A 24454-nucleotide genomic window follows, 5' to 3' on the forward strand; every position below is an offset into this window, starting at 1 on the left:
GGTCCGAAGGACGGGACGAGACCCGTGGCTCGTCCCCGGTCGGATGCCGGTAGGCAGACGAGGGGGCCGACGCAGCGCGCGAACCTTCGTGTCGTGTACTGTGCTCGGGTTCGCGTCCCACGCTTTAAGGGCATATTTCATCGCTTGTCGCGATCGCAAGACCACGGCGCAGTTTTGCGCGACAAGCGCTCGCAAAAAGGGCCCAGGTGACGGCGCGTCTCCTGAACCCCATGGCTTCGTCAGTTCGTTTTCAGCGGCGCATCCGGCTGTAGTCGCGCGGCCAGAGATAACGGCTTACGCTTCGATCGCGACATCGCCGATCGGGCGGGAACAGCAGGCAAGGATGTAGCCCTCGTCGACCTCCTCGTCGAGAATGCCGCCCTGATGGTTCATCTCCACCTGGCCCGAGACTTTCATCACCCGGCAGGTGCCGCAGATGCCGCCTTCGCAGGCCGCACCGATGCGCACGCCGGCCTTGCGCGCGGTCTGCAGGATGGTCTGGCCGGGCGGGCAGAGCGCCTGCTTGCCGGCCATGGTGAAGGAGACGGTGGCGCTGGCCGAGGCCTGCTCGCCGTCAGTGCCGCCGCCGGCGCGAATGGCCAGCTCTTCCGCTGCGGGGGCCGCAGCCGGCTGGAAGCTTTCCTCGTGATATTGCCCCATCGGGAAGCCGGCGGCTTCCAGAAGCCCGCGCACGCCGCGCATGAAAGGCTCCGGCCCGCAGCAGAACACCGTGCGCTCGCGGAAATCGGAGGCGAGCAGCGGCAGCATCGCGGCGTCGATGCGCCCGCGCAGGCCATGCCAGGCATTGTGCGGCCCATGGCCCTCGACGATGAAGCCGAGCGAGAGGTTCGGCATCTGCGCCGAAAGCGCCTGCAGCTCGGCACGGAAGAGGATGTCTTCCGGCTTGCGGGCGCAATGCACGAAAGCGACATCGGTGCCCGGCGCGCAATCGGCGAACCAGCGCGTCATCGACATCATCGGCGTGACGCCGGAGCCGGCGGAAATGAACAGATATTTCGCACCGGGATGGCGCACGAAGGAAAAATCGCCCAGCGGGCCAAACGCCTTGAGCTTGGTACCCGGGCGGACATTTTCGAACATCCAGCGCGTGCCGATGCTGGTGGCCTGGGCCTTGACCGTCACCGCCACCGCGAAGGGGCGCGAGGGCGATGAGGAGAGCGTGTAGGTGCGCATGACCGGATCATCCGGCGTCACCGGCAGTTCGAGCGTGACGAACTGGCCCGGCAGATAGCGGAACCAGCCGTCACGGTCGGACTTGAAGGTAAACGTCATCACATCAGGCGTCTCGACCGTGGCCGCGATGCATTCGAGAAGGTGCTGGCGGTCGTTCCAGGGCTGGAGTTCGTCGAGGTGCCGGAAGGATGAAACGTTGGTCATGGGATGTTACGCGACCTTGAACAGAGGAGAGGTTTTGCCACGCAGGCGGTCCTGCATGAAGTTGCAGTACCATTCCACGAACTGCATCACGCCACCTTCATGCTCCGGCGAATAGGGGCCGGGCTCATAGGCGGGCGAACGGATGCCGAAGGCGTTCTCTTCGACGATCCGGCGATCCTGGTCGTTGGTCTCGGTCCAGACATGGGTGAGCTCGTCGAGCTTGTAATCGACGCCTTCCATCGCATCCTTGTGCACCAGCCACTTGGTGGTGACCTGGGTCAGTTCGGGGCCGAGCGGCAGCACGCGGAAGGAGATCGCGTGATCGACCAGCACGTGGTTCCAGGTGGTGGGGTAGTGGAACAGGAGCAGCGTGCCGATGTGGCTTGCCTTGACCGCGTCGGACAGAGGACGCTTGACCGCGCGCTCGCCGCTCATGGTGTAGCTCTCCGCCTGTTCGATCAGCGGCATGCGCGCCACGCGGAACTGGCCGGTGGGCGACATCTGAAACTCGCTCGGCAGGCCAGCGCTTTCGCAATGCGCCCAGTGCTGGGAGATGACCGGATCGTCGGCAGCGCCCTGCACGCCGGTCGCCGACGGCGCTTCCGGATAGGTGCGGCAGAGTTCCGGATGGTTGCTGGCGCAATGGTAGCACTCGCGGTTGTTTTCCCAGACGAGCTTCCAGTTGCCCTTTTCGACGATGGTGCTTTCGAAGGCGACCTTCGTATCTTTCAGCTGATGCGGGGCCAGATAGCCGTTGACCAGCTCCTTGACCGGGGCAAAATCCATCGGCGTCTCGGAGAGACAGATGAAGATATAGCCGCCGAAGCTCTCGCAGGCGATCGGCTTCAGGCTGTGCGCGGCCTTGTCGAAGTCCTCGCCCATCTGGCGGGCGAAGAGCAGCGAGCCGTCGAGCTCGTAGGTCCACTGGTGATAGGGGCAGACCAGCTTGGCCGAGGCGCCCTTCTGGCTGGTGCACACGCGCGAGCCGCGGTGGCGGCAGGAATTGTGCAGGGCGCGAATGCTGCCCTGGCGGTCGCGCACGATCACGACAGGATAGTCGCCGACCTGCAGCGTGAAATAATTGCCCGCCTTGGGGATCTCGCAGTCATGGCCGACGAACAGCCAGTCCTTGTACCAGATCTCTTCGAGATCGAGCTTGTAGAGGTCAGGATCGGTGTAGAAAGCCTGCTCCAGGCTATAGCCGTCCTTGCGGTTCTGCAGTCTGCGGAGCACGTCGCCGCGGAAATCCATCTCGTCGTCCTTTGCGTCAGAGGGGGTGACCGCCCGCCCGGCGTGTTTTCCGTCAGGCTGCAAAAGCGACGCGGACCTGCCGGGATGAGCGTGTGGACCATGGCGCGTCCGGGCGACACATGCCCGGCAGGCCTTCATGCTCCGACACCAAGTCTAGCGCGATTTCAGGCGAAATTTCCATTCTTTCGCCTGCCGCGCCAGGTCCTCCCGAACCGTCACCATCGCCTGCCGTCGAACGCCGCGCCGTCAAGCTGTCACCATCTAACCCGAGCGCGCGGCTTAACAGCAGCCAGTTAGCGACATGCAATTCCAAGAAGACGACAAGGGCTCAACTTGGCGCCCAGGTGTTGCCGCCTGCGCATTCCGCAAGAGAAACAAGATCATGGCGGATTTTTAAGCAGAAAGGCCATTTTTGCTGCTGCAGCAAGCAGCGGCATGCGCCGCATGCCTCTTTGCGACATGGCGCGGAAAGAACAGAAGCGCCGCTTGCAAGAACAGAGGCAAGGATCAGGCAGGCGGGACCGCGCCGGCGAGACGGCGCGGGCGGGAAACGGCAAGGCCTCCCTCGATCGCCCTGCCCCGCGCGCGGACAGCAGTGGGCCGGCGAGGCGGTGCCGGACGAGAAAAAGGTTAAGATCGGGCAGGCGCAAGCATGCTGTTTTAACCTTTTCTTTATCGCTGCAGCCGACAGTGTCGGGATCATCCGCCCAGGGCCTTGTGGGTGACCGCCTTGAGCGCGTGAGACTTTGCGGCAGGCGAGAATTTGGGGCGGGCGAGAGTTCGGGGAACGCGGAATGTCGAAGATCCGATATTATGTCTCAGGTGGGCGGGCTGGCTTTCTCCAGGCACCGCGCGCCGTGCACAGCGAATTTCTGCGCACCGGCCGCATCGACCGGACGATGCGCCGCAAGCCGGCCGCCGAGCGGCGCTATATCTCGCATGAAGAGGCCGCCGAGCGCACGGGACGCCGGCTGGAAGCGGCTGGCGAGGTGACGCATCAGCGGCTGAACAACTTCCACCCCTCAATCCGCCTGCCGAAACTGATCTTCCACGACATCATCGATGGCAGGCCGCATCTGGGCTATTGCCATGTGACCGCCTCGCGCACCGTGTTCGACAAGTTCGGCATCGTGCCCTGGTCCTTCTATTTTGCCAATTTCTTTGCGGAGATCGGCGATGAGGCGCAGTTTTTCGACCGGATCTCGATGAGCAACGGCCGCATGTTCTTCGCCGTGGCGACCAAGACAGACGACAAGCAGGCCAAGCTGGTGATCGACACGACGGTGCATCACGATGGCGTTCTGTTCCGGACGGTCGATTCCAAGGTGGCGTTGAAGAACGTGCTGCAGCTGGGCGCCCGCAACGCGGCGCTGCGTGCCATCATTCGGGCGCTTTGAACCGGGCCGCGATTGCCGACTGCCTGCCCGCCCACCTCCAGGGCCGCGCCAGAACCCTCCCGAGGACAGCCGGGAACCGGCCCGGGCGTCCCCGCGCGCTGATCCGCCAAAAAACCCGTTTGGTCTTTTCCGTCTCCGGCGGATAAAGAGAGTTGCGCCGCTGCGGCTGGCGGGCGACCGCCACGCCGCCGCCGTGGCAGACGAACGAGGACGCCTTTCGGAAATTTCCCTTCCGCAAAGGCCTGAGAGCCAGCGGATGAGCATCATGGCCGAGATCATCGACACCCATGCCGAGCCGGAGCGCGCGCTTCAACGCGGCGTGGCCGTGCTTTCCGAAGGGCGGCCGGTCGCCATTCCCACGGAAACCGTCTACGGCCTGGCGGCGGACGCGACCTCGGCTTCCGCAGTTCTGTCGATCTACGAGACCAAGGGCCGGCCCCGCTTCAATCCGCTGATCGCCCATGTCAGCGACAAGGCGATGGCCGAGCGCCACGCGGTGTTCGACCCGATCTCGCGCCGGCTGGCAGAGGCCTTCTGGCCCGGCCCGCTGACGCTGGTGCTGCCGATTCGCCCACAGGCAGACGGCGCGGCCGGGCCGTCGATCGACGCGCTGGCGAGTGCCGGCCTCGACACGGTCGGCCTGCGCATGCCCGAAGGCTTTGCCCGCAGGCTGATCTCCGCCTTCGGCCGTCCGCTCGCCGCCCCCAGCGCCAACACGTCCGGGCGCATCAGCCCGACCACGGCGGCCCATGTGGCCGAAGATCTCGGTGACCGGATCGCGCTGATCCTCGATGGCGGCCCCTGCCCCGTCGGCGTCGAATCGACCATCGTCAAGGTGGAGGGCGAGCGCATCCGCCTACTGCGCCCTGGCGGGCTGGAGGCCGCCGAAATCGAGCGCATCGCCGGCCGGGCGCTTGAGCGGCCCGAAGCCGCCGGCGCGGCGATCGAGGCGCCGGGCATGCTCGCCTCCCATTATGCGCCGGAGGCGCTGGTGCGGCTGGAAGCGACTGAAGTCCGCCCCGGCGAGGCGCTGATCCGCTTTGGCGGAACGCCCCTGCCCGGCGAAGACCAGGCCGCGCTCGTCATCGATCTCAGCCCGGCAGGCGACCTGCGCGCCGCCGCCGCGCGGCTGTTTTCGGCGCTGAAGGAGGCCGATGCCGCAGCCGCCAAGGGCATCGCGGTCGGCCCCATTCCTGGCGAGGGACTGGGCGAAGCGATCCGCGACCGTCTGGCGCGCGCAGCAGCCCCGCGCGGCTGAGTGGTCCTGTGCGGCGGCGTCTATCGCCGGACAAGGATCGTCCGCCGACCGATCGTCGTACCCTCCCGCACCGGCACAGCCCTTTACTTATACCCGCCTCTCTCTTGCCCCCGTCTTGCCCGCCGAAAGTCCTGACATGACTTCCCCACTGCTGCACGCCCCCACCGCCGATCTCCTGAACCGCTTTGCCAGCCTGGTCGGGCCCGCCTATGCCGTGACCGATCACGCGGCGCTGGCTCCCTATCTCAAGGAGAGCCGCGGCCTCTATCACGGCACGACGCCGATGCTGCTCAAGCCCGGCTCGGCGCAGGAAGTCGCCGCCATTCTCAAGCTCGCCAGCGAAACCGGCACGCCGATCGTGCCGCAGGGCGGCAATACAGGGCATGTGGCCGGCGGGGTCCCGCGCGAGGCCGGCGGCGATCTCATGCTGTCGGTGGAGCGGCTCACCCGGATCGAGGATGTCGATCCCGTCGGCAACACGCTCCTCTGCGGCGCCGGCTGCATTCTGGCCGATATCCAGAGCCGCGCGGAAGCGGCAGGCCGGCTGTTCCCGCTCTCGCTCGGCTCGGAAGGCTCGGCGCGCATCGGTGGGCTGCTTTCGACCAATGCCGGCGGCACGGCCGTGCTTGCCTATGGCAATATGCGCCAGCTGTGCCTCGGCCTGGAGGTGGTGCTGCCGACGGGCGAGATCTGGAACGGCCTGCGGCGGCTGAAGAAGGACAATACCGGCTACGACCTGCGCGACCTGTTCATCGGCGCGGAGGGCACGCTCGGCGTGATCACCGCTGCCGTGCTCAAGCTCTTCCCCCGCCCGCGCGGCCATCAGGTCGCCTTTGCCGGGCTCGGCTCCGTGGCGGATGCGCTGGCGCTGTTCGAGCGCGCGGCCGACCACGCCGGCCCGGCCCTGACCGGCTTCGAGCTGATGCCGCGCATCGGCGTGGAGTTCACCAGCCGCCACATTCCCGGCGTGCGCGATCCGATGGCGAGCGTGCATCCCTGGTACGCGCTGATCGATCTGTCGACCGCCGATTCGGCCGAAGGCGCGCAGGCGCTGATGGCGGCGATTCTGGAAGAGGGACATGCGGCGGGGCTGGTGCGCGATGCCGTGGTGGCGGCCAATGCCGCCCAGGCCAAGGCGCTCTGGCATATGCGCGAGAGCATGTCGCCGGCACAGAAGCCAGAAGGCGGCTCGATCAAGCATGACCTCTCGGTCCCCGTGGCGGCTATTCCGGCCTTCATGGCGGCTGCCGATGCGGCTGTGCTCCAGGCCATTCCCGGCGCGCGGATCTGCGCCTTCGGCCATATGGGCGACGGCAATATCCACTACAACATCTCGCAGCCCGTCGGCGCCGACACCGCGGCCTTCCTGGCCCGCTGGCGCGAGATCAACGCCATCGTCCACGCCATCGCGCTTGATCTCGGCGGCTCGATCTCGGCCGAGCACGGCATCGGCCAGTTGAAGCGGGACGAATTGGCCGAGGTGCGCGGCGGCATCGAGATCACGCTGATGCGCCGGATCAAGGACGCCTTCGATCCGGCCGGCATCATGAACCCGGGCAAGCTTCTGGCGCAGCGCCTGTAGAGCAGCGAACCGAAAAAAGCGGGGGCCGGTTTTCGGAGAAATCCGAAACCGTCACGGGCAAAGGGCGCAGCCGCCCCTTCCCGAAAAACATTTCAGGAAGGGATCCTTCGCTCCGTTTGTCAGAAGCCGCCGGTGCGCAATTGCGTCAGGGTCATCAGCGTATCGGCGCTGATGCCGCCGCTGCTGCCGCCGCTTCCCCCCAGAAGCAGCGCCGCCGGGGCGACGTCGGTATTGTTGGCCGCGTCATAGAGCGCGGTGAAGCGCGTGAGGAACTTGTTGAGCTTGTCGGGATCGCGCAGATCCTTGATTTTCAACACCTTGTCGATATAGGCCTTCTGGATGTCGATATCGGCGGCCTGCATTTCCTGGGGGATGTCGAAGGCGGTGCGCACCACTTCCGACAGAGCGGGATCGGCGAGAATGTCGTAGGCGCTGCCGATCGTATCGGCCATGCGGCGGAAATAGAGCGCCAGGCGGACGCCAGCATTGTCCTCGCCCTGCGTCTCTTCCAGCGATTGGTTGTAATACATGGTCTCGGTCTGCATCAGACCGTGGCGCGTCTGGATTTGCGCCTCGGTCTGGCGCTCCACCTGCCCCTTGGCGTTGAAGTTGAACGAGGCGACGATGTCGCGGAATTTCGTCTCCTCCAGCGTGTTGACGTAGCTGTTCTTGTCCGAGAGGTCGGAACCGAAGATCTTGCGCAGCTCTTCCGCGTCGTATTTCTCGGGGTCGAGGCCATAGGCCTGCAGCACGAAGCCGGTCAGCTTCTTGTCCTTCAGCAGGTCGTCCAGCTTCTCGACCTTGGCGATATTGTCGCTGTAATAGGTGGCGTCGGCCTCGGCCTTGGTCTTGTCGTCGGCGGTGCCGAACTGCGACTTGCGCAGCACGTAGTTCTTTGAAACGAGAAGGATTTCCGTTTCCGACTGCGCCAGGATAGGCGAACCCAGAGAGCCATCGGCCTTGAAGTTGAAGGCCTTGGCCAGCTTCACGTAGCGCTCGTCCTTGGCCGCATTGGCGAAGCTCTTGGGATCGTTGAGATCGGAGGTCAGGATCTGCTTGAGCTGGCGCGTGGTGAGATTTTCCTTGTCCAGCCCCACGGCCGTCAGCGCCAGCTTCTTCAGATTGGCGTCGGCCAGGAACTTGTCGACATTGGTGATGGTGCCGATGTTCTTCTTATAGGCGGCGATCAGGGTGGCGTCGGCGGCATCGTCCTTGTCATTGTAATGCACCATATAGCCATTGCTCGTGCTCTTCATCTGCGCGGCCGTCTGCGGCGGCATCCCGCTTTTCAGATTGCCGTCGGCGTCGAAGTTGAAGTCCTTGGCGATCTGGGAATAGACCGATACCAGATCCGATTTCGACTTCTGGATATAGCCGTTCGGGTTGGTTGGATCGTCCGTGAGGATGTTTTCGAGCGTGGAGGTCAGCGTGCTCGCCGGAAGGCCGTAGGAGAGCACGATGTAATTGAACAGGCGGGTGTTGGTCAGGATGTCCTTGACCGTCGTCACATTCTGGATGTCCCGCTCGTAATTGGCCTTGTTGATCATGGCTGCGCCCGGCGTCACGCGCTTGGCATTGGCGTAATAGGCCTCGCGCATATTCGCCTTGTTCTCGTCCGTCATGATCGAGTTGCCCGGCGTCACGCTGCCATCGGCGTTGAACTTGAAGAAACTGGCGAGATCCTTGTAGCCATCGGCCAGCTTGGCCCGCGCCTGCAGCGTGCTGAACTGCGTGCCGACCTCGTTGATCTTCTGCGTCTCGCTGGCCTTGTCGACATAAGCCGGCAGCGACTGGTTCAGCGTATCGACCCGGGCCTGGGCGGTGTCGATCTTCGCCTGGATCGCCGCCTGATCGGCACCGGGCTGGGCCTTGGCTGTATTGAGCTGATCAATCTGCTGGATCAGGCTCAGGCGTTCGCTGCGGTTGTCATATTCGGTCTGCAGCGACGGCCCCAGCGTCTGAAAGGCGTCGATATGCGGCTGCCAGTTCTGATTGAAGTAGCTGTTCGGATCGTTGAGATCGCTGCCAATGGCCCCGCGCACATCCTTGTAGACATAGGTGTCCTCATTGATCCCGAAGACGGTGAAGGTGTAATTGCGCAGGCGGTCGTCGTGCAGGAATTGATCGACGGATGTGACTCGCGTCGTCATCGCGTCGAAGTAATTGGCATCGGCCTTCATCACCCCGTCGAGATCGGCAACCGTCTGATTGTAAAGGCCGATGATCGCGTCTTCCTGCGCATTGCTCTGCGCCACCGTCGTGCTCTTGGAAAAGCCGAAGGCCATGGCGAAGTTGCGGTAGCGGGTGTCGGTCAGCTTGTTGGCATAGCTGTTCTTGTCGTCGAGGTCGCTTTCCAGCACCTTCTTCATGAAGGCCTTGGCATAGGTCATGTCTTCGAGACCGTAGGCCTTCATCGCATAGGAGAACAGGCGGTAGTCGTCGACGAACTGGTCGACCGTCTTCACCTTGCCGATGTTTTCCTTGTAGTACGCCGTATCGCGCGCCACCAGCGTATCGCCCGCCGTGCGCGCCAGGCTCGCCTTCATGTCACGCGTGACGAAATTATACTGGAAATAGGTCGAGACCATCGCTTGCCCTTCCGGCGCTTGCCCTTCCGGCGTGGCACGGCAGCCGATCGCGCGAAGGGATCGCCTCGCCGCAAGCAGGCCGCCGGACCGGTTCGCGGAGTGCCGCCGGCAAACCGGATCCGCCGCGCACGCTCCATTGCTGTGTTCCTGCAGTCCTTGCGGCAAAGACGGCCGCCGCTTGCGGGTGCTGCGCCATGCCCTGTCCGCCGCTTCGCCCAAGGCCGATCTGCGCCGCGCGCGCAAGCCGACGAAGGACGGAAGTCTGTCATCTGCACGTTAGGCATAGTGACTTGCGCGAGCCTGCCCAGGAGGGCCGCCGGGGTGCCTCCATGCGGCTGGCGCTGCGCTCTTCGGCAGCCGCTGAAGGACGCAAAACCGCCCTTTTGCGGCCGCCATCGGCAGTTTCCGGCAACAACCCGCTTCATCTTTTGGCAACCCTGACAGGTTGACTTTTGCTAACCATTGGAAAGCGCAGAGTTTTTTAACCCAGATTTTTAAGCGGTCCCATACGGGGCATGCCTATCCTCAAGACCATAGAGGACGACAACGTCCCTGAAGAGAAAAGACCGGAAACCGGCTCTCAAGGAAAACAAGGGTGAAAAACATGCTGAAGACGCTTTCCCAACCGGCCTGGCTCGAGACGACGCTGCGGATCGATCCGCGCCGCTTTCCCCAGAAGATCAGCTATGCCATCCGCAGTTCCGCCGGCGACGTGACCATCCATCTCGACGAACGTGGCGCCGTCATGCGCAAACGCCTGCCGACGAGCGGCCTGCCCATTTCGATCGCCCTGCCCGCCCGCGCCTTCCGCGGCATCGCCGCCCGGGCGATCGACCATGGCGATGGCGAAGTGACGGTGACGCTGGAGCTGCACCACAGCGATCCGGAGCTGAGCGTTCCGCTTCTGGTCGCCCATGACCTCTGCGACATCGCCGCCGACTGGCGCGCCTGGTCGCAGGCCTATGGCATTCCTATGCTGATGGTCGAGGCCGACGGCATCGCCCGCCCGCTGGAAGACCATCTCGAAGAGCCGCGCATGCATGATCTGCGTCAGCGCCGCCGCCACAGCCTGATCGGCATGCGCCGCCCGCGTTTCCTCATGCGCCGCACGCCCGGCAGCCTCGGCGTCGCCATGCGTCTCGAAGGCCGCGAAATCATCGCCCGCAATTAAAGCATCAGGCCAGAGCATCGGGCTGAAAACTGGGAACCGGTTTTTTAGAAAAATCCGATGCGAGAACAGAAATCGAGACCATCGGGTCGCCGTCGGTTTTCGGCCGGATGCCGACAAGGACCTGATGGCTGCGGCCCGATCTCGTCATGTCTTATGGGCGAGGATCGCCCTTCCCTCCTCCAGTGCGAAAAGCCGGTCGTTCCCTGCGGCCGGTTTTTCGTTTCGGGCGCGCGCTCTCCTTCAGTCCGTCTACCGTCGCGAAGGTCCTGCGTCATTTTCCACCATGGAAACGGCGCCTGCCTTCAATGCGCCACAAGCGCCCGGCACGAAAGGCCCCAGGCGCCACCGGGAAATCCCCGCAAAGGGCGTCGTCAACAGGACGGAAGGAGGCTCCCATGCGCATGATTCTGGCACTCTTGGCCCTGTTCCGCACGGCGGCCGCCCGCCAGCGGCGGAAGATGACGCCGCGTCGCACCGAGCAGCTGAGCTGGGGCTGAGCCCCGCTTTCACGCATGGGAACAGCGCCGCAGCATCTTAGAGCATCGGACCGAAAAGTGGGAACCGGTTTTCGGAAAAATCCGATGCAAGAACAAAGATCTAGAGCATCGCACTGAGTACTATTTTCAGTCCGATGCTCTAGCGCCGCTCACATCAGCCGGACGATCCAGGCGGCCACCAGGCCGATAAAGATGATCAGCCCCACAATGTTGTTGGCGCGAAACAGCGCAAGGCATTGCTCCGCATCGTGAATGCGAAGCGCAAGGATCTGATAGGCCAGCACCACGGCGGCGGCCAACAGGCCGAGATAGGCAAGGAAGCCGACGCCGGCCGAGGCAAAGGCCACCAGCATGAAGACGAGTGCGGCGCCGTACAAGGCCGTCAGCCATGGCTTGGGGCGTTCGCCGAAACGGCGGGCGGTGGAGCCGATGCCAACAAGCGCATCGTCCTCCCGGTCCTGATAGGCGTAGATCGTGTCGTAACCGATGGTCCAGGCGATGGCGGCCAGATAGAGCGCCACCGCTGGCAGGCCGATGGTGGAAAATTCCGCCGACCAGCCCATCAGAGCACCCCAGGAAAAGGCGAGACCCAGCACCAGCTGCGGCCAGTTGGTCACCCGCTTGGCGAAGGGATAGGCCGCGACGATGACGAGCGAGGCGATGCCCAGCAGGATCGACGCGCCGTTGAACTGCAGCAGCACGACGAGCCCGACCAGCGCCTGCACGAGAATGAAGATCTTGGCATTGCGTCGGCTGATTCGCCCGGCCGGCAGCGGCCGTGAGCGGGTGCGCGCCACGGAGGCGTCGAGCTCGTGATCGACCAGATCATTATAGGTGCAGCCCGCGCCGCGCATCGCCACGGAGCCGATGAAAAACAAGACGAGATGCCAGAGAAAGCGGCCGGGCTGCGAAGAGCCGGACTCGGCCGCGACATTGGCGGCCAGCGCCGCCGACCAGAAACAGGGCCACATCAGCAGCTGCCAGCCGATCGGCCGATCCCAGCGCGCAAGCTGCGCATGCGGCCAGAGCGCGCGCGGCAGCGCGCGATAGACCCAGTTCTTCGAGGGGGCATCGGCCACGCGGCCATTGTCGAGGGACGTAAGGCTCATGCCTACTCCATGCAGCGGCAAGCTTCATGCGTCAAGCTGGCAATCATGCGAAGATCCGTCCCTTCGATTCGGCCCAGCCGCACGCGATCGCCCGTCCTCTCCGGCGCCACACCTGAAAATTGCAGACAGATGCGCATCGGATCGATGCAGCGCACGCTTGGAGCCATGGATCGCCCTGACATTGAAAGACTTTTTAAAGCACATCGCAGCACGCCAGATACAGCCCCTGCACGATAAGCATTCATCAAGCTTTGGCCTGCATCCTGACCTTATTGCTGTTGGATATTGAGAAATGCGCCCTCTTTTGCTTGCTGCGTCTTTGACGGTTGGGCTGGCTGCCCCAGGCCAGGCGCAGGCGGAGACGCTGAATCTCCTGATCTGGGAATCCTATATCGACCAGTCGCTCCTCGACAGCTGGAGCGCGCGCACCGGCATCAGCGTGAAGCAGAGCTATTACGACAGCGGCGACATGCGCGACGAAATGCTGGCCGATCCCGAGAGCAAGGCCGATCTGGTGGTGATCGGCGAAGGCGGCGGCGCGATCTTCGGCAAGCGCGGCTTGCTCGAACCGCTGAGCGTCGAGACCATTCCCGCACTGGAGAGCTACGAGCCCAGCTGGCGCCAGCGTTGCGGCGGCTATGGCGTTCCCTATCTCTGGGGCACCATGGGCATTCTCTACAGGTCCGATCAGGTCACCTCGGCGCCGACCTCCTGGGAGGATCTGCTGCTGCCCTCCTCCGGCATGCGCAAGCACATCGCCATGTACAACGACCACAGCGAGGCTTTCGTGCCCGCGCTCGTCTATCTCGGCCAGTCGATCAATACCAATGACAAGCCGGTGCTGAAAGCCGCCTTCGAGCTGATGAAGCGGCAGGCTCCCTTTGTGCTGACCTATGACTATGTGATCTCCTCCGTCCAGGATCCGAAGCTTGGCGACCGGATCTACATGGCGCTCGGCTATAGCGGCGACCAGAAAACGCTCAACGACAAGACAGGCCAGAAGAACTTCTGGCGCTATGCCGTCCCCAAGGAAGGCACGCTGTCCTGGCTGGATTGCATCGCCGTCATGGCCCATTCGCCACGCAAGGCGCTGGCGCTGGATCTCGTCGAGTTTCTGAGCCAGCCGCGCCAGGCCGCGCAGAACGCCGTCGCCCTGCGCATGCCCGTCGTCAGCCAGGCGGCGCTGGCCTTCGTGCCGCCGGCGCAGCGCGGCGATCCAGAGATCTATCCGCCGGACGAGGCCCTGGCGCGCATCCAGTTCCAGACGGAGCTTTCGGCCCAATCGATCCAGCTGCGCCGACGCATCATCACCGCCGTGGCGAGCTTCCAATGACGCTTGGCAAACGCACCTTCCTGCTGCTGTTCCCCACAGTTCTGTTCGGCTATATGCTGGCCGCCGTGCTCGTGTACAATGCGCAGAGCCGGGCGATGCTGGCGCTCGAACAGGCGCGCCTCTCACAAAAGCTCGACCATGCCGCGGCCCTTTTCGCCAACACGGTCAGCCAGGCCCGCAATTTCTACTATACGATCGCCGAGAGCGATGCCGTGCACCAGTTCGTATCGGAACCGGATGCCGCCTATCGCAGCCGTTCACTGGGCATGCGCCTGCAGCAGTCCATCCGCCAGCTCCTGGACGATCCCAAGGTCTTCCTGTCCTTCACCGTGCTGCGGCCCGACATGGAGGAAGCCTATTATTTCGAGAACAGCAACAATCCCTTCGCCGAGCTGAGCCCGCAACAGATCGAACTGGGCCGTAAGCTGCAGGAGGGCGGCGAGGTTCGCACCTTCGCCTATCTGGCCGACGCGCCGACCCAGCCGATCATCGTCTATTCCGCGCTGCTGGACCCGATCACCCTCACCCGCCCCATTCCCAGCGCGCGGTCGCAGGCGCTCCTGATGCAGGTCGGCACCGAGCCGAAGGAGTTTCTGCGGCTCGTGCGCCAGATCGAGACCGATTATGGCAGTCGCGCCGTCTTCTCGGACGAGGCGCCGCCAAAGGTGGCCGACACTCTGTCCAGTGTGCAGCTGCCGACAGGGCAATATTTGTCTGTCACCATTGCGCCGCAGCATATCAGCGCGGCGATGCGCCGCCTGAAATGGCTGCTGGTCACAGGCGTTCTGGCCATGGCCTTCGTCTCGATCGGCCTGACGCTCCTGCTGATGCGCCGCTTCGTCATCCGCCCGATCACCGCGCTGGACCAGGAAGTGACGCGGGTGATGAATGGCGAGATCGACGCAATCGGCGAAACCGGCGCGACGGTCGAGGTCGGACGGCTGACGCGCAACATCCGCGCCCTGCACGAACAGTCGCAACAGTCGATGAACCTGATCCAGCGGGCGTCCTGGACCGATTCGCTCACCGGCATCAGCAACCGCAGCCATTTCCAGACGCTCGCGGCCAAGGCCATCGAGCGGGCGATGACCTATGGCGGCCATTGCAGCCTCCTGTTCATCGACATCGACAACTTCAAATTCGTCAACGACAAATATGGCCATGGCGTCGGCGACGAGCTGCTGCGCCACCTCGCGCGCAGCATCAGCGAGGCGGTCAGCCGCATCACCGTCGCCCGCGCCCTGCCGCCGCCGATCCTGGCGCGGCTTTCGGGCGACGAATTCGCCGTGATGATCCTGGCCCCGCCGGGAGAAGGCGCGACACGGGCCGCCTGCGACGCGATCCTCGATCTGTTCGAGGGCGGTTTTCTCCTGCGCGACAAGAGCTATCCCGTCACCGCCAGCATCGGCGTTGCGCTCTGCCCGCATGATGCGCAGAGCCTGAACGAGCTCGTCGCCAATGCCGATGCCGCCATGTACCAGGCCAAGACCAGCGGCAAGAACAGGTCCTCCCGCTTTTCGCGCGTGCTGCAGGACAAGCGCGACCGCGTGCGGCAGATCCGCGAGGAGCTGCAGCAGATCGATCCCGACGACGAATTCCACCTCGTCTACATGCCCGTGGTCGATCCGGACGGAAAGGTGATGGGCTGCGAGGCGCTGCTGCGCTGGACATCGCCGATTCTCGGACGCGTCGGCCCGGACGAGTTCGTCCCGATCGCCGAGACCTCGGGCCTGTTCAGCAAGATCGACCATTGGGTCATCGACCGGGCGATCCGCGACCATGCGGCGCTGGCCGGCCTTTTCGGCAGCGACACCATCCTCGCCATCAATATTTCCTCGGCCGAACTGCACCAGGACGATATTGCCGACCGCTTCATCGAAGCCGTCGCCCGCCATGGCGTCGATCCCCACCTGATCGAGATCGAGCTGACGGAAACCTATTCGGTCTCCCTGTCGGCCACGGCGGAGCGGGTGCTGTCGCGGCTGGCGGGCAAGGGTTTCGGGATTTCGATCGACGATTTCGGCGCGGGCTATAACAGCCTGCAGCAATTGATCGATTACCGCGCCGACGCGATCAAGCTCGATCGCGGCATCGTCGAGAAACTGGCCGGCACCGGCCAGATCGAGGCGCTGACGGCGCTGATCGCGCTATGCCACGCGCGCGAGATGTCCGTGGTGGCCGAAGGCGTGGACACGCACGAGAAATTCAGCGCGCTGCGCCATGCCGGCTGCGACCTGTTCCAAGGCTATCTCATCAGCCGGCCGCTGGTTCTGACCGAGCTTGCCGCCTGGGCGCTGACCCGCAGTTCCAGCTATGGCATCATCGCGACCGAGCCGCAGGCCCCGCTGCTGATCGCCTGACGGCGAGCAGCCTGGTTTTGACCTTTGCGACCGATCGCAGAAGCCTTGCGCGCCAAGGTCAAAATCACGACGATAACCGGGCCAGGCCGCCATTTGCGCTTCTCGCGGACAAAGCCCGCGCGCGCCGGCGCTTTTGTCCTTGACCCGGAGGGCCGTCGCGCCGTAACGCCACGCGTGAAGGATTGAAGCGCGGCGCGAATTCCGGTTCGCCCCAGGCGCGTCAAGGCTCTCGCGATCGCGCACCACTCAAAGGTCTCGCGCGACAGGGGAAATGGCGATCAGAACGGAGGCGGGAATGAAGGTGTTGCTGATCGGGTCCGGCGGGCGTGAACATGCGCTGGCCTGGAAAATCGCCCAGTCGCCGCGCCTGACCGAGCTGTTCGCGGCCCCTGGCAACCCCGGAATCGCCGAGGAGGCGACGCTGGTGGCGCTCGATATCGAGGACCACGCGGCCGTCTGCGCTTTCTCAGTCGAGCGCGGCATCGATCTCGTGGTGATCGGCCCCGAGGCGCCGCTGGTCTCCGGCCTTTCGGACGCGCTGCGCGCGGCAGGCTTTGCCGTGTTCGGTCCCTCCAAGGCCGCCGCGGCACTCGAAGGCTCCAAGGGCTTCACCAAGGATCTCTGCGCCCGCTATTCCATTCCCACAGGCGCCTATCGCCGCTTCACCGAGGCCGAGCCGGCCAAGGCCTATGTTCGCGAACAGGGCGCTCCGATCGTCGTCAAGGCCGATGGGCTGGCCGCCGGCAAGGGTGTGACCGTTGCCATGACGCTGGACGAGGCGCTGGCCGCCATCGACGACTGCTTTTCCGGCAGCTTCGGCGCCGCGGGCGCCGAGGTGGTGGTGGAAGCCTATCTCGACGGCGAGGAGGCGAGCTTCTTCTGCCTGTGCGATGGCAAGACCGCCCTGCCTCTGGCCTCCGCCCAGGACCACAAGCGCGTGGGCGATGGCGATACCGGGCCCAATACCGGCGGCATGGGCGCCTATTCGCCGGCCCCTGTCATGACCGAGGCGATGACGCAGGCGACCATGGAGCGCATCATCGCCCCCACCATCGCCGGCATGGCCGAAAGCGGCATGCCCTTTACCGGCGTGCTCTTCGCCGGTCTGATGATCACCGACAAGGGCCCCGAACTGATCGAATACAATGTCCGCTTCGGCGACCCGGAAACCCAGGTGCTGATGATGCGGCTGAAGAGCGATCTGCTGCCGCTGCTCCATGCCGCCGCCACCGGCACGCTGGAAGGGCTCTCGGCCGAATGGCGCCCGGAGCCGGCTCTGACGGTGGTGATGGCCTCCAAGGGCTATCCCGGCAGCTTCGAGCGCAACACGCCGATTGCGGCGCTGGCGCGCGAGGATGCCTCCGCCAAGGTCTTCCATGCCGGCACAGCGATGAAGGATGGCCAGCTGGTGGCCACCGGCGGGCGCGTGCTCAATGTCACCGCCATGGGCAGGAGCGTGCGCGCCGCCCATGACACGGCCTATGCCGCCATCGACCGAATCGTCTGGGACAACGGGTTCTGCCGCCGCGATATCGGCTGGCGCGCCATCGCCCGCGAAGAGGGCTGATCTTGCCGCTCATCTGACTGACAATCATCGGGTATCAGACCGACAAGGGGGAACCGGGTTTCGGCCCGATCCTCAAAAGGGCGGCGCGATCTTTAGAGCATCAAACTGAAAATCGTACGCAGTTCGATGCCCTAATTTTTTGTTTTTGCATCGGATTTTTCCGAAAACCGGTTCCCACTTTTCGGTTCGATGCTCTAAGCGATGCCTCGTGCGCTTTCCCTCCTTATCTCGTCGCATGCCGTCATCGCAAAGCCGGTGCCCGCTTTTTCGCCGCATGCTTTAACGCCCCGTTTACCAGCCTTCCTGACGGAGCTGTAAGACCCCCGCCGCATAGTGCTTTCAGCCATGAACGCGCTGCCGGCGCATGCTATCCATGCCGCGCGCCCCATCCGAGACGGGATCCTCCGCCCTGACCACAAGAGGCCCGCGACCAGGCGCAAGGGCCTGGGATGAGGCATGCGCATGAGACGCCCGCCGGCCGGCCTGCGGTTCGACCGGCAAAGAACAGGGATGATGCCGATGCGACATTTCTCTTTGATCCTGTGGGGTCTGCCCGGCCTTTTCCTCGGCGCTGGCACAGCCCTCGCCGGCTCGATCGACAGGATCGACTCGACTGAGCCGCCGGTGGTGCAGGCGGTGTTCGAGATCGTCTGCTCGACCTGCGCCGATCATCCGCGCGCCCAGGATCGAGCGCCGACCTATCTCGTGCCGGAGCTCGGCACACGCGACGAGAAGATCGAACTGCAGCGCATCCACGGCGCCCTCATGCTGGTGCGCACGGAAGCCTGGTTCGGCGGCTCGCCGGTACGCATCGTGACCAAGCCCACGCCGGAAGCGATGGCAGCCTATCTCAAAGCCCGCAACATCGTCGCCGGCGACACGCTGGCGGGCAATCCCGGCGAAACCGGCGCGGGCTTCACCATTGCCGCAGCGGGCATCGACAGCCTGAACACCACCGCCGCGCTTGCGCCGGCCGAACCGCTGAAAGCTGATTCGGTCGATCTCGCATCCGAAAAATCTGCCTCTTCACAGGTTTTTGATAGGACAGGCTTCCAACTTCGTCTAAACTGACGCCAACCAAAGTTCCCTGCCCACTGGCAGCGCGCAAAGCGCTGTTTCGGGCCCGACCATCTCCTCGGAGATGAGCAATTGCGCCCCTGAAGAGAAGCAGGGGCGCATTTTTTTGTTTGCTGACGGCAAATGACGTATCGGGCTTCTCTGCTCCCATGCGGTTGGGATGCCGTTGATCGTGCAGCGGTCTGAGACGGGATCTTGAAGATCACGTCCGAATTTTGAGATTTCCGGCAAAGATGACCATAACGCGCAACGTCATCCTCGGGCTTGTCCAAAGGATCGGCCATGGCCATTCGTCGTAGCGATGTCAGAGGTTTGCAGATATCAGGGACAAGCCCGAGCATGACGAAACGAGGGCTTTGCGCGTCTGCCGGAAAGCACCAACTATCGCAAACGGATCAACCGGATCTCGTCTGATGGGCTGAACGACACCCTCCACCTGATCCTCGGGTCATGTCGATGTCACGTGCGCTACAAGCGGACTCGATGCTCACAAGGCTCGGCGGTCCGCCTCCGCCAGTGCGCAGGCCAGAGCCTCGATCTCGCGATCGGCAAAGACGGCGATGCCGGCCTGGCGCAATCGCGCGGCCACCACCCCCTCGCCCGCCACCTTGCGGCCGCCAAAGCTGCCATCATAGATCGCCAGCGTGCCGCAGGAGGGGCTGCCGTCGATCAGCAGCGCATGGCGACAGCCCATGCTCGTTGCGAGCGCCAGCGCGTTTTCCGCCGCCTGAAGAAAGGCTGCGGTCACGTCGCCGCCGGTCTTTTCCACAACACGGGCCATGCCGGACAGCAAGGCCGCGCCGCCTGCACCCGCCGCGATCTCGGCCGGAGGACGGGGAACGGGCAGGCCAGCGGACACTTCAGGGCAGAGCGGCACCAGCCGGCCCTCCGCCTGCCACAAGGTCATCAGCGGGTGGAGAAGCGGCTTGCCCCTGCCATCATAGCGCACGGCCTGGCCGAGCAGGCAGGCGCTGACGAGAATGCGCGCCTTGGGGCCTCCCGCCGGCTCCATGGCCTCAGCCGACGATCTTGGAGAAATCGGCGACGGTGCCCGTGGCGGCGCGGATCTGGCCGAGCAGCGCCAGGCGGTTGGCGCGGATGGCGGGGTTCTCGTCATTGACCAGCACATCGTCGAAGAAGCGGTCGACAGGACCGCGCAGAGCCGAGAGCGCCTCCATGGCGACGCGGAAATCTTCCGCGGCGACCGCCTTGGCCGCCTCGGCGGCGGCGGTGACGACGGCGGTATGGAGCGTCTTTTCCGCATCCAGCGTCAACAGCGCGGGATCGACGGAAGCCGCGACCGCCGCGCCCTTTTTTTCCTCGGCCGCCAGCAGCTGCGTGGCGCGCTTCGTGCCGGCCAGCAGGTTCCTGCCCTCTTCCGAGGTGATGAAGGCCGTCAGCGCCTCGGCGCGGCGGGCCACCATCAAGAGGTCGTCGGCCTCCGGCGTCAGCACGGCATCGATGATGTCGTGGCGGGCGCCGAGATCGCGCAGATAGACCTTGAGACGGTCATGGAAGAAGGAGAGGAGACTTCCCTTCAAAAAAACACTACTGAATTCATCCCAAGTTATATCGGATTTTCTATTTACCGATACAACTAGCCTTGTGATGTCTAGCGTGCTTTCTATTGCAATTGAATCTCTCTCTTCATTAGAGAGAGCCCGTCCAAGCACCGCATAGGAGAACGTATCGAGCAGCGGCAGCCGAATTTTCCGCTCCAGCAGCATGCGAATGACGCCAAGCGCCGCACGGCGCAGCGCGTAAGGGTCCTTCGAGCCAGTCGGCTTCTCGTCGATAGCCCAGAAGCACGCGAGCGTGTCGAGCTTGTCGGCCAGCGCGATGGTCAGCCCCACGGCGTCTTCCGGCAGACGGTCGGACGGGCCGTTCGGCTTCCAGTGGTCTTCGATGGCGGCGGCGACGGAAGGGCTTTCGCCCTGCAGCAGCGCATATTTGCGGCCCATCACGCCCTGAAGCTCGGGAAACTCGCCGACGGCCTCGGTGCGCAGGTCCGCCTTGGCCAGCACGGCGGCGCGATCGACCAGTGCGGCATCGGCGCCGGTGACGGCAGCAAGCTTTGCCGCCAGCGCGCGGATGCGCTGGACGCGTTCTCCCTGCGTGCCGATTTTCGCATGAAAGGTCACATTCAGCGCGTCGAGCTTGGCCATGCGCTGGTCGAGCGGCTTGGCAAGATCCAGGCCGAATTTCTCGGCAGAGGGCTTCAGCGCGTGGAGGTCGGGCAGGTTGCCCTGGTCGCGGGTCCAGAAATGCTTGGCGTCGGACAGGCGCGCGCGCACCACCTTGCCATTGCCATGGACGATCTCCGCCCCGCCATCTTTCGCCGCGATATTGGCGACCAGGATGAAGCGGTTGGACAGCGTGCCGGCCTCGGCCCCTTGCGGCCTTGTGACGAAACACTTCTGGTTGGTCTTGATCGTCAGGCGGATGATCTCGGCCGGGATCGACAGGAAGCTCTCCTCGAAGGAGCCCATCAGCACCTGCGGCCATTCGACAAGGCCGGAGACCTCCTCGAGCAGGCCCTCATCCTCCACCAGCTCCAGCCCGCTGGCGAAGGCCAGATCGCGGGCATCGTGCAGGATCATGTCCTTGCGCCGGTCGGCATCAAGCACGACGAAGGCGCGCTCCAGCTTCTCCACGTAATCGGCGAAGCGGCGCACAGTGAAGAGATCGGGGGCGTGGAAGCGATGGCCGGCGGTGAGGTTGGAGGCGACGATGCCGTCGACCTCGAAGGGGATCACCTGCGTCTCCTCGTTTTCCGGGCCGAAGGTGCAGAGAATCGTCTGCAGCGGCCGCACCCAGCGCAGCGCGCCGGGACGGGCGGAGGCGACGCCGGAGCGCATCGACTTGGGCCAGGGGAAATTGCGGATGATGCCGGGCATGACCTCGGCGATCACCTCTTCCGCCGCGCGGCCCGGCTTGACGATATGGGCAACGTAGAAATCGCCCTTCTTCGGATCGCGGTGGACATGCGCCTCAGAAATGGAAGCAAGCCCCGCGCCGCGCAGAAAACCCTCGATCGCCTTTTCATTGGCATCGACGCGCGGGCCCTTGCGCTCCTCGTGCTGGTCGGCCGAGCGGGCGGTCAGCCCGCGAATGTCGAGCGTCAAGCGGCGCGGCGTCCAGTATTCGCGCGCACCCTCATAGGTCAGGCCCGCTTCCACCAGCGCATCCGTCACCAGCTTGCGCAGATCGCCCGCCGCCTTGCGCTGCATCTGGGCGGGAATTTCCTCGGAGCGGAGTTCGAGCAGAAGATCGGGCATCGGTGTTTCCATCGCATCCGGCCGGGCCGGAAAAAGAGGCCCCTTGAAGGGGCGCGGAACAGGGAGGTTCGCCGGCGTTGCTAGCAAAGTTTGCGCTGGCGGCACAATCGAAAAACGGCCGGGACCGGGAGATGGCCGCGGCGAGGCTCAGGCTTTGCCGCCGGTTTTCCATACCGCCGGCCGAAGGCTGCGCCAGGTGCGCAGCCGGTCGGAGCGTGGATGGGCCCGAGGATCGCAGCCGGTGACCCGAGCGGTCGCCGGGTTCCCGATCAGGGCGCCTCGCCGGAAAAGGCGACGCCGAGCGAAGCCAGCGCATCCCAATAGCCGGGATAGGTCTTCGCCACGCAGGCCGGGTCCTCGATGGCGATGCCGGCGACCATCAGCCCGGCAAGGGCAAAGCTCATGGCGATGCGGTGATCGGCGAAGGTGTCGATCGAAGCGGAGACCGTCTGGCCGGCCAGCGCGGGATCGGAGGCGACGAGGAGATCGTCGCCCTCTTCCACGCCGAGGCCGGGGCGGATGGCGGTCAGCCCCTTGGCCAGCGCATGCACGCGGTCGCATTCCTTGACGCGCAGATTGGCAAGCCCGGTGAAACGCACCGGCGTCTCGTTGAAGGCGGCGAGCACGGCGAGCGTCGGCACCGCATCCTGCATCTGCGATCCGTCGATGACGGCCGGCATGTGCGGGAAGGCGGACATGACGGCATAGGCGCGCGCATCCGGCTGCGAGAAGGCATCCGCCGGCACGCCGAGATCGATCTGGCCCTTGGTCAGCTTTTCCGCCGCCCAGAGATAGGTCGCGGCCGAAGCATCGGGCTCGACCAGGAAATCGGCGGCGCGGTAGCCCGTGGGCGCGACGCGCCAGGCGCCCTCGCCTGTTTCCTCCACCTCGGCGCCAAAGGCGCGCATGGCGGCAAGCGTGAGATCGACATAGCCGCGCGCACCGATCTCCGTGCCGTCCAGCACCACCTCGACCGGATGGCTGGCCCCGGCTGCCGCCATCAGCAGCGCCGAGACATATTGGCTGGACAGCCCGGCATCGATCGTGACGCGGGCGCCCGGCAGATCGCCCGTGCCGTGAACCGTCACCGGCGGGCAGCCGGTTTCGGCTTCCGCCGCCACACCCAGGGCCGAGAGTGCCGCGATCAGCGGGCGGATCGGCCGCTTGCGCATGTGGCCATCGCCATCGACCACCACGGTGCCTTCCACCAGCGCGGCGGCGGCCGTGAGAAAGCGGGTGGCCGTGCCGGCATTGCCGAGAAACAGCGGGGCGGCGGGAGGCGTCAGCCGGCCTGTGCCGGTCACGACGAAGCTGGTGGCATCGGGCTCCTCCACCGCTACGCCCATCCGGCGCAGCGCTTCGGCCATATAGAGCGTGTCATCGCTCTTGAGCGCGCCGGTCAGCCGGCTCGTCCCCATGGCAAGGCCGGCCAGCAGCAGCGCGCGGTTGGTGATCGACTTGGAGCCGGGCGGGCTCACGCGGCCGATGAGCGGCCGGCCGGGCGGAAGGATCGTCAGCGTGGGTTTCGTCTCTGCCATGGGTCTTGCCTGTCTCTCCCCGCAAGGCGCGCCCGCAAAAGCGGCATGGCCCCGCGACCTGTCGTGTCCGGCGGCGATCACCGCCCTTTCATCCGGCGGGACGGGCAGCCTCGGAAGACGGCCCTCTCCGCATCATCCCCCTGCCTCTACGACGCGCGCGGCAAAAGGTCGAGAGCGCGCGGGCGATGCCTTGCCGAAGATCATCGCCGAGCGGGGCCAGAGCCCCAGGCCAAAAGGCGGCATACGGTTTTCGGATCAATCCGATGCTCTCGGCGCAAGTTCGATGTATTGCGCCTTGGCAAGGCCGAGGGAGCCGGCCAGCAGATTGGCGGGGAAGCTCTCGATCAGCGCATTGAGATCGCGCGCGGCAGCATTATAGCCGCGCCGCGCGCCCTGCAGATCGGCCTCGGCGGCGGCAAAGCCGGCACGCAGGGACGAAAATTCCGCATCCTGCTTGAGATCGGGATCGGTCTCGGCCAGCGTGAAGAGACGCGCCAGGGCCTGCGACAAATGCGTGTCGAGCGTCATCCGCTCCGCCGTCGCGTGCTCCGGCAGGTCCTTCCCACGATCATACAGTGCGCGCAGCCGGGCGCCTTCGGGTCGGGCACGGGCTTCGAGCCAGGCGGCGAGCGGCGGCACCAGATCCATGCGGCGGCGAAGCGGCAGGTCGAGGGCCGCCCAGGCCGCCTCCTTCGCCCGCCGCGCCCGCAAGAGGCTGCGGACAAGCAGCGCCATCCACAGAGCGACGAGCAGGACCGGCAGGATGAGCGCGATCAGCGCGGACATAGGCTTCCTTTTCCAACGACAAAAGCCGGATTTCGATCAGGGATTGTTGATTGAGGGCATCGCGATGTGGACATAGGCTTCCACGTTTCGGCGTCAGGCTCTAGCGCCTTTACCCGGCGAGAACAAGCAAGCTGCGCCTTGGCGCATGTCGCGCAAAATTGGTCACCGGCTTCGTGCGATATACTCTCGCGGGCATGGCCGGCACCAGGATGCGGCCGCATCAGGCCCACGCAAGACCGCTCAAGCAGAGTGATCCGATCTTCT

At 64.8% G+C, this 24454-nt stretch carries 16 protein-coding genes; 8 read left to right on the forward strand and 8 right to left on the reverse strand.

Annotated features, from left to right (window positions below):
- Positions 1 to 294: 294 nt before the first annotated feature.
- Positions 295 to 1398 carry an FAD-binding oxidoreductase gene (locus BJF92_RS15595; RefSeq protein WP_075635679.1) on the reverse strand — a complete coding sequence of 368 codons (1104 nt, stop codon included), beginning with the start codon at positions 1396 to 1398 and terminating at the stop codon, positions 295 to 297.
- Between the two features lie 6 nt (positions 1399 to 1404).
- Positions 1405 to 2649: an aromatic ring-hydroxylating oxygenase subunit alpha gene (locus tag BJF92_RS15600; protein WP_075635680.1), complete on the reverse strand. Its 1245-nt coding sequence runs from the start codon at positions 2647 to 2649 to the stop codon at positions 1405 to 1407.
- A gap of 794 nt (positions 2650 to 3443) precedes the next feature.
- On the opposite strand from BJF92_RS15600, the gene BJF92_RS15605 reads away from it, so the two are divergent.
- From BJF92_RS15605 to BJF92_RS15615, 3 genes are all read left to right on the forward strand, one after another.
- Positions 3444 to 4046, forward strand: coding sequence for a DUF6656 family protein (locus tag BJF92_RS15605; RefSeq protein ID WP_075635681.1), 603 nt, complete (start codon positions 3444 to 3446; stop codon positions 4044 to 4046).
- Positions 4047 to 4311: 265 nt separating this feature from the next.
- A complete protein-coding gene (locus tag BJF92_RS15610) occupies positions 4312 to 5304 on the forward strand; it encodes an L-threonylcarbamoyladenylate synthase (RefSeq protein WP_075635782.1) in 993 nt (330 codons plus the stop codon).
- Between the two features lie 136 nt (positions 5305 to 5440).
- Positions 5441 to 6886, forward strand: a complete 1446-nt coding sequence (locus BJF92_RS15615) for an FAD-binding oxidoreductase (RefSeq protein WP_075635682.1) — start codon at positions 5441 to 5443, stop codon at positions 6884 to 6886.
- Between the two features lie 119 nt (positions 6887 to 7005).
- On the opposite strand, the gene BJF92_RS15620 is transcribed toward BJF92_RS15615, so the two are convergent.
- On the reverse strand, positions 7006 to 9474 hold the full coding sequence (locus BJF92_RS15620) for a DUF1217 domain-containing protein (protein ID WP_075635683.1): 2469 nt from the start codon (positions 9472 to 9474) through the stop codon (positions 7006 to 7008).
- Positions 9475 to 10078: 604 nt separating this feature from the next.
- Between BJF92_RS15620 and BJF92_RS15625 the strand changes: the two genes are divergently transcribed.
- Positions 10079 to 10645, forward strand: a complete 567-nt coding sequence (locus BJF92_RS15625; protein WP_075635783.1) for a DUF6101 family protein — start codon at positions 10079 to 10081, stop codon at positions 10643 to 10645.
- A gap of 646 nt (positions 10646 to 11291) precedes the next feature.
- On the opposite strand, the gene ubiA is transcribed toward BJF92_RS15625, so the two are convergent.
- The gene (gene ubiA / locus BJF92_RS15630) at positions 11292 to 12251 is read right to left on the reverse strand and encodes a 4-hydroxybenzoate octaprenyltransferase (RefSeq protein ID WP_075635684.1); all 960 of its coding nucleotides are present in this window, start codon (positions 12249 to 12251) and stop codon (positions 11292 to 11294) included.
- 292 nt (positions 12252 to 12543) lie between these two features.
- Between ubiA and BJF92_RS15635 the strand changes: the two genes are divergently transcribed.
- The 4 genes from BJF92_RS15635 (at position 12544) to BJF92_RS15650 (ending at position 18582) form a co-directional block, all read left to right on the forward strand.
- Positions 12544 to 13584: a polyamine ABC transporter substrate-binding protein gene (locus tag BJF92_RS15635; protein ID WP_075635685.1), complete on the forward strand. Its 1041-nt coding sequence runs from the start codon at positions 12544 to 12546 to the stop codon at positions 13582 to 13584.
- Complete coding sequence (locus tag BJF92_RS15640; protein ID WP_075635686.1) at positions 13581 to 15944, forward strand: putative bifunctional diguanylate cyclase/phosphodiesterase; 2364 nt, start codon at positions 13581 to 13583, stop codon at positions 15942 to 15944. The genes BJF92_RS15635 and BJF92_RS15640 overlap by 4 nt, the downstream gene beginning before the upstream one ends.
- A 295-nt stretch (positions 15945 to 16239) precedes the next feature.
- Positions 16240 to 17511, forward strand: coding sequence for a phosphoribosylamine--glycine ligase (gene purD, locus BJF92_RS15645; RefSeq protein ID WP_075635687.1), 1272 nt, complete (start codon positions 16240 to 16242; stop codon positions 17509 to 17511).
- A 519-nt stretch (positions 17512 to 18030) separates the two neighbouring features.
- Complete coding sequence (locus BJF92_RS15650; RefSeq protein ID WP_280938386.1) at positions 18031 to 18582, forward strand: plant virulence effector HPE1-like domain-containing protein; 552 nt, start codon at positions 18031 to 18033, stop codon at positions 18580 to 18582.
- 493 nt (positions 18583 to 19075) lie between these two features.
- On the opposite strand, the gene BJF92_RS15655 is transcribed toward BJF92_RS15650, so the two are convergent.
- The 4 genes from BJF92_RS15655 to BJF92_RS15670 all read right to left on the reverse strand — a co-directional run bounded on the left by BJF92_RS15655 (position 19076) and on the right by BJF92_RS15670 (position 24190).
- On the reverse strand, positions 19076 to 19600 hold the full coding sequence (locus tag BJF92_RS15655) for a 2-thiouracil desulfurase family protein (protein ID WP_075635689.1): 525 nt from the start codon (positions 19598 to 19600) through the stop codon (positions 19076 to 19078).
- A 4-nt stretch (positions 19601 to 19604) separates the two neighbouring features.
- On the reverse strand, positions 19605 to 21866 hold the full coding sequence (gene glyS, locus BJF92_RS15660; protein ID WP_075635690.1) for a glycine--tRNA ligase subunit beta: 2262 nt from the start codon (positions 21864 to 21866) through the stop codon (positions 19605 to 19607).
- Between the two features lie 269 nt (positions 21867 to 22135).
- Complete coding sequence (locus BJF92_RS15665) at positions 22136 to 23404, reverse strand: 3-phosphoshikimate 1-carboxyvinyltransferase (RefSeq protein WP_075635691.1); 1269 nt, start codon at positions 23402 to 23404, stop codon at positions 22136 to 22138.
- Between the two features lie 255 nt (positions 23405 to 23659).
- Positions 23660 to 24190, reverse strand: a complete 531-nt coding sequence (locus BJF92_RS15670) for a LemA family protein (RefSeq protein WP_075635692.1) — start codon at positions 24188 to 24190, stop codon at positions 23660 to 23662.
- Positions 24191 to 24454: the final 264 nt, after the last annotated feature.

Origin of the sequence: Xaviernesmea rhizosphaerae (assembly GCF_001938945.1) — a bacterium.
Taxonomy (GTDB): Bacteria; Pseudomonadota; Alphaproteobacteria; order Rhizobiales; family Rhizobiaceae; genus Xaviernesmea; species Xaviernesmea rhizosphaerae.

What these genes read in the sequence shown, in the direction of transcription:
- BJF92_RS15655 (WP_075635689.1), bottom strand. Translation starts at nt 19,600, where the DNA reads ATGGAGCCGGCGGGAGGCCCCAAGGCGCGCATTCTCGTCAGCGCCTGC.
- ubiA (WP_075635684.1), bottom strand. Translation starts at nt 12,251, where the DNA reads ATGAGCCTTACGTCCCTCGACAATGGCCGCGTGGCCGATGCCCCCTCG.
- BJF92_RS15610 (WP_075635782.1), top strand. Translation starts at nt 4,312, where the DNA reads ATGGCCGAGATCATCGACACCCATGCCGAGCCGGAGCGCGCGCTTCAA.
- BJF92_RS15605 (WP_075635681.1), top strand. Translation starts at nt 3,444, where the DNA reads ATGTCGAAGATCCGATATTATGTCTCAGGTGGGCGGGCTGGCTTTCTC.
- BJF92_RS15595 (WP_075635679.1), bottom strand. Translation starts at nt 1,398, where the DNA reads ATGACCAACGTTTCATCCTTCCGGCACCTCGACGAACTCCAGCCCTGG.
- BJF92_RS15600 (WP_075635680.1), bottom strand. Translation starts at nt 2,649, where the DNA reads ATGGATTTCCGCGGCGACGTGCTCCGCAGACTGCAGAACCGCAAGGAC.
- BJF92_RS15650 (WP_280938386.1), top strand. Translation starts at nt 18,031, where the DNA reads ATGCGACATTTCTCTTTGATCCTGTGGGGTCTGCCCGGCCTTTTCCTC.
- BJF92_RS15635 (WP_075635685.1), top strand. Translation starts at nt 12,544, where the DNA reads ATGCGCCCTCTTTTGCTTGCTGCGTCTTTGACGGTTGGGCTGGCTGCC.
- BJF92_RS15625 (WP_075635783.1), top strand. Translation starts at nt 10,079, where the DNA reads ATGCTGAAGACGCTTTCCCAACCGGCCTGGCTCGAGACGACGCTGCGG.
- BJF92_RS15665 (WP_075635691.1), bottom strand. Translation starts at nt 23,404, where the DNA reads ATGGCAGAGACGAAACCCACGCTGACGATCCTTCCGCCCGGCCGGCCG.
- BJF92_RS15615 (WP_075635682.1), top strand. Translation starts at nt 5,441, where the DNA reads ATGACTTCCCCACTGCTGCACGCCCCCACCGCCGATCTCCTGAACCGC.
- glyS (WP_075635690.1), bottom strand. Translation starts at nt 21,866, where the DNA reads ATGCCCGATCTTCTGCTCGAACTCCGCTCCGAGGAAATTCCCGCCCAG.
- BJF92_RS15670 (WP_075635692.1), bottom strand. Translation starts at nt 24,190, where the DNA reads ATGTCCGCGCTGATCGCGCTCATCCTGCCGGTCCTGCTCGTCGCTCTG.
- BJF92_RS15620 (WP_075635683.1), bottom strand. Translation starts at nt 9,474, where the DNA reads ATGGTCTCGACCTATTTCCAGTATAATTTCGTCACGCGTGACATGAAG.
- BJF92_RS15640 (WP_075635686.1), top strand. Translation starts at nt 13,581, where the DNA reads ATGACGCTTGGCAAACGCACCTTCCTGCTGCTGTTCCCCACAGTTCTG.
- purD (WP_075635687.1), top strand. Translation starts at nt 16,240, where the DNA reads ATGAAGGTGTTGCTGATCGGGTCCGGCGGGCGTGAACATGCGCTGGCC.